This window comes from Bradyrhizobium sp. (assembly GCF_004799405.1).
Taxonomy (GTDB): domain Bacteria; phylum Pseudomonadota; class Alphaproteobacteria; order Rhizobiales; family Xanthobacteraceae; genus Bradyrhizobium.
Genome location: NZ_SSMW01000139.1, coordinates 22,611 through 30,201, shown reverse-complemented (window position 1 = coordinate 30,201; position 7,591 = coordinate 22,611). Strand labels below are relative to the sequence as shown.

Annotated in this window: 6 protein-coding genes; 1 reads left to right on the top strand and 5 read right to left on the bottom strand. The window is 56.2% G+C overall.

The window, feature by feature from the left end:
- Positions 1-214 precede the first annotated feature (214 nt).
- The 4 genes from E7813_RS22110 to E7813_RS22095 all read right to left on the bottom strand — a co-directional run bounded on the left by E7813_RS22110 (position 215) and on the right by E7813_RS22095 (position 5,011).
- Positions 215-1,822: an arylsulfatase gene (locus E7813_RS22110; RefSeq protein ID WP_291577402.1), complete on the bottom strand. Its 1,608-nt coding sequence runs from the start codon at positions 1,820-1,822 to the stop codon at positions 215-217.
- Between the two features lie 390 nt (positions 1,823-2,212).
- Positions 2,213-2,434: a DUF6538 domain-containing protein gene (locus E7813_RS22105; RefSeq protein WP_363331203.1), complete on the bottom strand. Its 222-nt coding sequence runs from the start codon at positions 2,432-2,434 to the stop codon at positions 2,213-2,215.
- Positions 2,435-3,164: 730 nt separating this feature from the next.
- The gene (locus E7813_RS22100) at positions 3,165-3,749 is read right to left on the bottom strand and encodes an isochorismatase family protein (protein WP_291577400.1); all 585 of its coding nucleotides are present in this window, start codon (positions 3,747-3,749) and stop codon (positions 3,165-3,167) included.
- Between the two features lie 2 nt (positions 3,750-3,751).
- On the bottom strand, positions 3,752-5,011 hold the full coding sequence (locus E7813_RS22095) for a GNAT family N-acetyltransferase (RefSeq protein WP_291577399.1): 1,260 nt from the start codon (positions 5,009-5,011) through the stop codon (positions 3,752-3,754).
- Between the two features lie 55 nt (positions 5,012-5,066).
- Between E7813_RS22095 and E7813_RS22090 the strand changes: the two genes are divergently transcribed.
- A complete protein-coding gene (locus E7813_RS22090) occupies positions 5,067-6,140 on the top strand; it encodes a LysR family transcriptional regulator (protein ID WP_363331202.1) in 1,074 nt (357 codons plus the stop codon).
- A gap of 76 nt (positions 6,141-6,216) precedes the next feature.
- On the opposite strand, the gene E7813_RS22085 is transcribed toward E7813_RS22090, so the two are convergent.
- Positions 6,217-7,503 carry an MFS transporter gene (locus E7813_RS22085; protein ID WP_291577398.1) on the bottom strand — a complete coding sequence of 429 codons (1,287 nt, stop codon included), beginning with the start codon at positions 7,501-7,503 and terminating at the stop codon, positions 6,217-6,219.
- Positions 7,504-7,591: the final 88 nt, after the last annotated feature.

Here is a 7,591-nt window from a genome sequence, read left to right as displayed (position 1 = left end):
AGGCCGGACAGAAGACTGCACCCGACCAATGCCACTGCGTCAATTTATCTCTTGCAACGCGGGAGCCATCCACAGAGGACTCAACTCGGACATCGCGCCATGTCCGTTAAGTGCCATGAACCGACATTGCCCAGATGCCCTGAGACAACAATGGCCGCACCCGGTTGAACGGATGCGGCCCAGTAGGTTGACGCAAGTTTTCGTCAAATCGGCGTCAGTGTTTTCCGCTGTTGCCCGCCTCCTGAAGCTTCTGCAACACTTGATCAAGAGAGAAGCTGCCCGGCTTCTGGCGAGGCGGATACGCAATGTAGGTTTGCAAGTGCTGGCCAACGAACGCCTGCGCCGGTACAGCTAGAAACGCGTGATTGAGAATGTAGTTGCCGTATCCTTCCGCTTCGCTCTCGGCGCGTTCGAATGGGTCAGCCCGGAGGTCCTCGATCAAAGGCACGCGGAGCGGTACCAGCGGCGCCGACCAAACCTTGAAGCCTACGGCGTTCTGCTGGAGGAACAGCAGCTTCCACCGGTCATAGCGTACCGCGGCAAGGTTACCGTCATCTGTCCAGTAGAAGAACTCCTTGCGCGGATCTGCCCCCGAACCATCCAACAATGAACGCTGGTTGTATCCATCCAAGTGAACCTTGAATGTCTTGCCAGCGGCATCATAGCCGGTCAGCAGCTTCTCAGTTACATTTGGTTCGCCTGCGGCTGCCACAAGAGTTGGCACCCAATCTTCGTGCGAAACAATCTCATTGATCTCGGTGCCCGGCTTCACGACGCCCGGCCAACGGATCAATGCGGGAACGCGGTAGCCACCTTCCCAGCTTGAATTCTTCTCACCGTGGAACGGCGTGGTGCCGCCATCCGGCCAGGAGAATTCTTCCGCGCCGTTGTCCGTCGTATAGAGGACGATGGTGTTCTTGGCGATTCCGAGGTCATCGAGTTGCTTGAGGAGCTGGCCGACCATGGCATCGTGTTCGACCATGCCATCCGCGGCTACGCCCAGACCAGTTTTTCCAGCCGACTCAGCCTTGAGGTGGGTGTGAATGTGCATGCGGGTCGAGTTAAACCAGACGAAGAAAGGCTTCTTCGCCTTGGCATTCTGGTCGATAAATTTCATGGCGCCGCCGAGGAATTCTTCGTCGGCAGTCTCCATACGCTTTTTCGTGAGCGGACCGGTGTCTTGAATGGTCTGCTTGCCCACGCGGCCAAAGCGCGGATCCTCGGTGGCGTCATCCTTATCCGATGCGAAGGAATGCAGGACACCCCGCGGGCCGAACTTTTCTTTGAAATTGGGATAGATCGGCGGTTTCGGGTAGTCCGGGTTTTCCGGCTCTTCCTCGGCATTCAGGTGGTAGAGATTACCGAAGAACTCGTCGAAGCCGTGGACGGTCGGCAGAAACTCGTTGCGGTCGCCGAGGTGGTTCTTGCCGAACTGGCCGGTCGCGTAGCCCTGCGGTTTGAGCAATTCGGCGAGCGTCGGGTCCTTGTCGGACAACCCCTCCTTGGCACCGGGCAGGCCGACTTTGAGAAGACCGGTGCGGAACGGCGACTGTCCGGTGATGAACGCAGCCCGCCCCGCGGTGCAGGACTGCTGCGCATAGATATCGCTGAAAATCCCGCCTTCTTTGGCGAGGCTGTCGATGTTGGGCGTCTTGAAGCCCATCATGCCGTGGCTGTAGGCGCTGATGTTCCACATGCCGATATCATCGCCCATGATGACCAAGATGTTGGGTTTCTGTGGCTGCTGGGCTACGGCTGGAGCGGACGCGATCGTCGCAGCGGTGAAACAGGTAGCCAACAGGCCAAGCCATCTCATCTTCATAGGCGTTCTCCTTTTTTTAAAATTGAGTTGCAATAGCTGCGTGAGTTCAACGGCAGCCAAGCAGGCGATTACCCTGCTCGGAATACTCATCGCGGTCGCGTTTGGACAAGGCATCGGCCGCTTATCGCAGAATAAGTCAAGCTGCGCCTTGATGTGCGTCAAGTAGAAGCAATTGAGCAGTCGCTTCTGCCCCGTAGCCGCTTCCTCGAGGTCGGGCAGGCTGACTTCCGAGATGGGTCATTAGCAGCCCTCATGCGGTGAATGTTTGATGTCCGCTCTTCGCTCGATAGCGGACCTGAGAACCCATGAACACCGATGCCTCGTCAGCGGCCAAGGGTCCGTGTGGCCACCGAGGCAACATGAGCCTTCGAAGACCCAAGCGAACTTAGATCAAGCGCTCACGAACACACGATCAAACCCAGCTTGTATCGGCTTGGCGCGGACGTTGGCTGCTTTGAGGTCTTTGGTCCCTAGCGATTTCTTGAGGAAGCTCTGGCGGTCCTTCCCGTTATCAAGCACACGCGCAACCGCCTCCTGAAGCCGATCAGGCACCTTCACGCGGGCGTAATACGTCCCGTGCCTGTCCTTCATCAATCCCATAAGAGCGCGCACCAAGTGACCGCCTCTGTGATACCACCACTAAGCAGCCAAAGCCTTATTTTATCGGATGTTCTTGAGTTATCACGGCTTCTTGGTGCGCTGGCGCTCCCTAGGGGAATCGAACCCCTGTTTCAGCCTTGAGAGAGCAATAGCCTCAGGCCCATACCGCGCTGGCAGTTCTCATTTGACGATCTGCCGGCCGACATCGCCGTCGATAACATCGTCGAGCTTGTTGCCAACGTTCGCGTCGAACCGCGTAACAGGCGTCGGCATGGCCAGAACCAAGAAAGTCTCATAAAAACAATATCTTATACACGGTTTGCCGCTGTTGGTACGGGCGTTGGTATGAACCAAATGGTTTCATATTTTCCAAAATATTATCAATGGCTTATTGAACACGTGTGTTGCCGGCTAGGGCACCAGAAGCGCTTCACATAGCACAGCATGGCATCTCGAAAACCCATGTTACAAAGGGACTTCTGCGACTTTTGACTCTCGGGCGAGACATGGAAAAACATGACTTCGCCCCCAAATCCGGGTAACATGCCGGGTAGAATTTAGGTCTTGGAGACCGCTACCCGGTGCCCCTTGCCGACGAGTACATTGCAAATCTAAAAGGCCAACGACGCGGCGGATATGACTATCAGCAGGAACCGTTGGCTGCTCGTCAACGAGATTTTTTAGCCCTGGCATATCACGTTTAACTTTGCCAAACCGACGATGCCGCCGCAGATCATCACGTTCAAAACGCAGCATTAGCAGTCTGCTCCGAAATCCATTCTTTTGTAGTGGTCACGTTTCCATAGAGCTGGATCATCTGAACGACGGTTTCGTGCACCGTCGCAGCGCCAATCCGGTCCAAACGATGGCTGGCGGAGGCATCAGCCAGAAATGTCACGTCATGATCACGATGAAATGCATCAATCGCCGTTGCAAGGCAGCCGGCTTCTCCTGAAAAGCCCGCCAGCACGAAATGGCCTCCGCCCGCAGTCATCGCGTTGGCAAATTCGCGATTGGCGTAGCAGGAGGGCTTGCTGCGCTCGAAGATCATATCCGAGTTCACCGGCTCGAAGCCCGGAATCCATTTTGAATAGTTGAGGAGCGGATTAAAGAACGGCGACCCAGTGATCATGCGAAAGAACGCTACTGGCAATCCGACGCGGCGCGAATGGGCCAGCGCCGCTCGGCAGTTTTCGAGCGCCTCTGCGGCTTCGGGCATCGCAAATGCCCGCGGTGAGGCAATATATTCTTGCTGAAGGTCCAGGAGCACTAAGGTCGGAACGGCAACCGCGTTGGCGTGAGACCGGAGGTTGATAACGTTCGGCATAGTCAGGATCGCCAGGTACCAGACTTGTCCACGCTTCTTTGTGCGGATCGGTCCAGGACTCCGGGTCGGTCCCACCTGCCCTCTGGACGCATCAATACATAAGGGTCGGCTCCTAGCTTGATCGCTTTCGGATTTGGTTCCGTGTCGAAAACAATCTCGACGTAAGCGTAGTCCGAGAAATAGAACTCTGGCGTACCTTCCAGTCGCTTCCACCCCATGTTCTCGTAGTAGCTTAGCAAATCCTTTTGTGACCTGCCGTAGATGCGCCGGTAGCCCTTCATGCGGCAGAGTTCGACGCCTGCGTGCATCAGTTTGGTACCCATCTGCCGATTTCGAAATTCACGGCGAACTGCAAGACGCTCAAGTTTGGCGAAATCAGCGAAATATCGAATCCGAAGACATCCTGCAGGTTCGTTGCCCACATAGCTGACAAGGTGGCTCGCGGAGAAATCATTGCCATCGAACTCTTCTTGATATGGGCAATCCTGTTCAGCGATAAAGGTTGCACTGCGGATCGTTACGACGCGCATGAATTCTTCAATGGAGCGAACGACCGTGATCGATACATCGTCATCATTGTCGTCGGTGCCGTCGATGTGGGTGTCATAGACAGCGCGCCCTTCCCTGATGGACTTACCGCGCGGATACATATGAAACTGCGGCGCGATCCTTCCGTTTAAAATCGCGCAGCGCTCAAACCCGAGAGCTTCAATCATGCGAAGACCTCCGGTGTTGATCGGGCGGGACAGCACCGGAGCTTTGCAATAAAGCGGAGTCCAGACCTTCTCAAAGGCGAGCGGGACACCCCCCGCGATAAGACCGCGCGCAAATACGCCCCAGACGTAGATGGCGGCTGGCCTTTCATGTTGGCGAGTTAGCAACTCCAACGGAGGATCTGTCGCGTCGAGCTGACCCGTCACCAGTTGATCCGCCCCCTCCTCGTTGAGCATCAGAAATGCGAGGTATCCTTCGGCGGCGATTTCCCCGGCCGCGTACCGGTCTCTCCGTGCAATACCCCAGAAGGTATCTGGATTGTGCCGCGCCACCCGCAGCACGACCTCATTCGAGGCGCCCCCGCCCATCTCCTGCCGGGCGCGCGGAACGAGCGTCTCGATGTCGTTCGAGGTGGCATTAAATACCACCAGACGCTGCGACAAAGACAAGCTGGTCCGCCTTTGTGGGCCCAACGGGTGTTTGGCACCCCTTCGGGCTTCTTCTAACGCCTTCGCTGATTGCGTAACGTTTCGGTCGTGCAGTGTCATTTTGTCCTCGGTCCGGTTGCCAGCCTTGGAAATCTTTGCAATTCTATGGTGAGGAATGGGGGTGCGTATGCCTACAATTGCGAACAGGGGTGGTCCGCACAGCGAGCACGCGGGCGCAATAAAGTTCTGCCGAACTTGGCCGGACTGGGACGCCGTTCGTTCGTTTCTTGAACTAGTTCGGCACGGCAGTTTTCGAGCGGCCGCAGAGCATTTGCGAACCTCCACCAATGCTTTACGCCGCAAAATCGATGACCTGGAGCGTTCGCTCGGCACTCCCCTCGTCACTCGGCACGTCGATGGCATTCGCCCAACGGCGGAAGGCGATGAAATTCTCCTTGCCGCAAAAAAGATGGAAGAAGCCGCGTTCGGCCTGTTAAGAGCTCGAGATCGCGCAACGCCTGCCATGAGCGGAGAAGTGCGCCTGGGCGTGACCGAGGCATTTGGTGCATTCTGGGTTGGGCCGCGTTTGGTCGAACTCCAGCGCGCCTACCCTAAACTCTCAATCGATCTGACCTGTGCGATGCGATCGGCCGACGTCCTTCGCCTTGAGGCCGATGTCTCGATTCAGCTAACGCGGCCGACCAATCCGGACGTCAAGATCGTTCGGCTTGGCCGCATTCATTCCATGCCCGCAGCTGCTCCATCCTACCTCGCGATATATGGCACACCCAGAACGGTTGATGACCTGCGCAAGCATCGCCTAGCGCTGCAGTTTGCCGACCAGACAAAAACTCAGGAGAATCTGGCCAGTCTTTTCCCCGGTGTGCCGCTTAAGGAACTCGTGACGTTTAGCACAAACAACAGCACGGCACTGCTCTGGGCAATTATAAAGGGCGCCGGCATTGGATGGTCGCCGACCTACATTCACGCCATGGGCCCCAAAATGGTACCCCTCGACATTGACGCGATCTTTCCGCACGATATCTGGCTGACCTATCATCCCGATGCGGCGCGTGTTCCTCGCGTCCGGCGCCTGATTGATTGGATCATGGAAAATTTCGACCCGAAGACGTTTCCGTGGTTTCGCGATGAGTTCATTCATCCGCACGACCTGCCAAGGCACTATCATGGACCTCCTGTCGTGAACTTGTTTGAGGGGGTGGCTTGGGACCCGAGGGGTCCGGCATGATGAAGGAGGAGGCGTCGAACGGGTCGCGAGGAGTCAGTCCTGTCCACGCGAGGCGCCCGCCGCATTGAGTGCCACATTATCCGACTAGTGCCGCACGCGGGCCAGGTATCCTCCCACGTATCGATAACATCGAGCGCGTGGGATCGATTGTGCATGCCCCGAAAATACCTCCGAGTATCATTAGTCCCCCACACAACGCAAAACCGGCTTCATATCCACGCGCTCCCGACAAGTCTTGAATCAAGGCGGCGGTGACGAATGGCGCCGCAATCCCGGCCAAGGAGGCGATTGAATTGTTGATGGCTAACATCGCTCCACGCTGTGGCAACGGCACAACCTCCGCCAAGATTGCCGGACTGAGCGAATAGACGATCGGCGTGCACCCTAGGCCAATCGCGACAAGTGCAACCCGTATCCAGTCCCCCGGCGGACTTATATAAATTAACGCAAACAGGAAGCCCGCGAGTATAAGCGAACAACAGAGAAAGCGCCCGCGCGCGGTCTTTGAGGAAACGCCTGTTCTCAGCAAAAATTGCGACCACCATGCAAGACCAAAACCGAACGGAACGGTTAGCGCAATCACAAACGAATAAAGCCGACCGGACGCAATTCCATTGAAGCCGAGGCCGCGTTCGAAATAGGCAGGCAACCACGTCAGGCCGATCGCTAGGCTCCAATAACCGACGAAATTCGCGGCGATGCAGCCAAGTACCGTGCGATCCAGCAGCAGTCTCAGATAAGGAATTACCGCGACCGGAGCCGGGGCCGAGCTCCTCGGTTCTTGTTCGGATTTTCCCTCCTCACCGACAACCAACCAAATCAGAGCCCAAACACAACCGATCACGGCCAACACCACGAAGTTAGCGCGCCAGCCCCAAGCAGCGGTAATCAGAGGAATCAATATCCCCGCTATTACCAATCCTAAGCCCGAGCCTAGTGCTAACACTGCGATCGGCATATTGCGCTTGTCGTCGGGGAACCATTTGTAAAGCGCATGAATAGCTACCGGCCAAGCCGGGCCCTGGCCGATCCCGAGCAGAATGCGGCAGGTAATGATGGCTTCGATCGATGCGTATTGCACGATCGGAAGCTGACAGACGGACCAGATAAGCACCATGCCCAGGATCATTAATTTGGTCTTGTATCGGTTGGCAAAAAATCCACCGACCAGACCGGAGAGGACGAACGGCCAGAAGAAGCTGCTACCAATACTCCCGAATTCCTTGGGCGTGAGTCCTAGTTCGTCCATCATGGGAATGGCAACCAGGCCCAACACGACTTTGTCGACTGAGTTGATCAACATGAAGAGCGCAAGAAGTATTGCGATTTGCCAAGACCTCCACGCCTTAAATACATTATTCATTTGCCGTTCGAATGCTCAAGATTGTCATGTGAGTTTTTTACCAGCAGCGCGGGATTGCTCGGCTGCAATCCTGCAGGTTCGTAATTTC

Coding starts and splice junctions, on each gene's coding strand:
- E7813_RS22110 (WP_291577402.1), bottom strand. CDS start 1,822: ATGAAGATGAGATGGCTTGGCCTGTTGGCTACCTGTTTCACCGCTGCG.
- E7813_RS22100 (WP_291577400.1), bottom strand. CDS start 3,749: ATGCCGAACGTTATCAACCTCCGGTCTCACGCCAACGCGGTTGCCGTT.
- E7813_RS22095 (WP_291577399.1), bottom strand. CDS start 5,011: ATGACACTGCACGACCGAAACGTTACGCAATCAGCGAAGGCGTTAGAA.
- E7813_RS22090 (WP_363331202.1), top strand. CDS start 5,067: ATGGGGGTGCGTATGCCTACAATTGCGAACAGGGGTGGTCCGCACAGC.
- E7813_RS22085 (WP_291577398.1), bottom strand. CDS start 7,503: ATGAATAATGTATTTAAGGCGTGGAGGTCTTGGCAAATCGCAATACTT.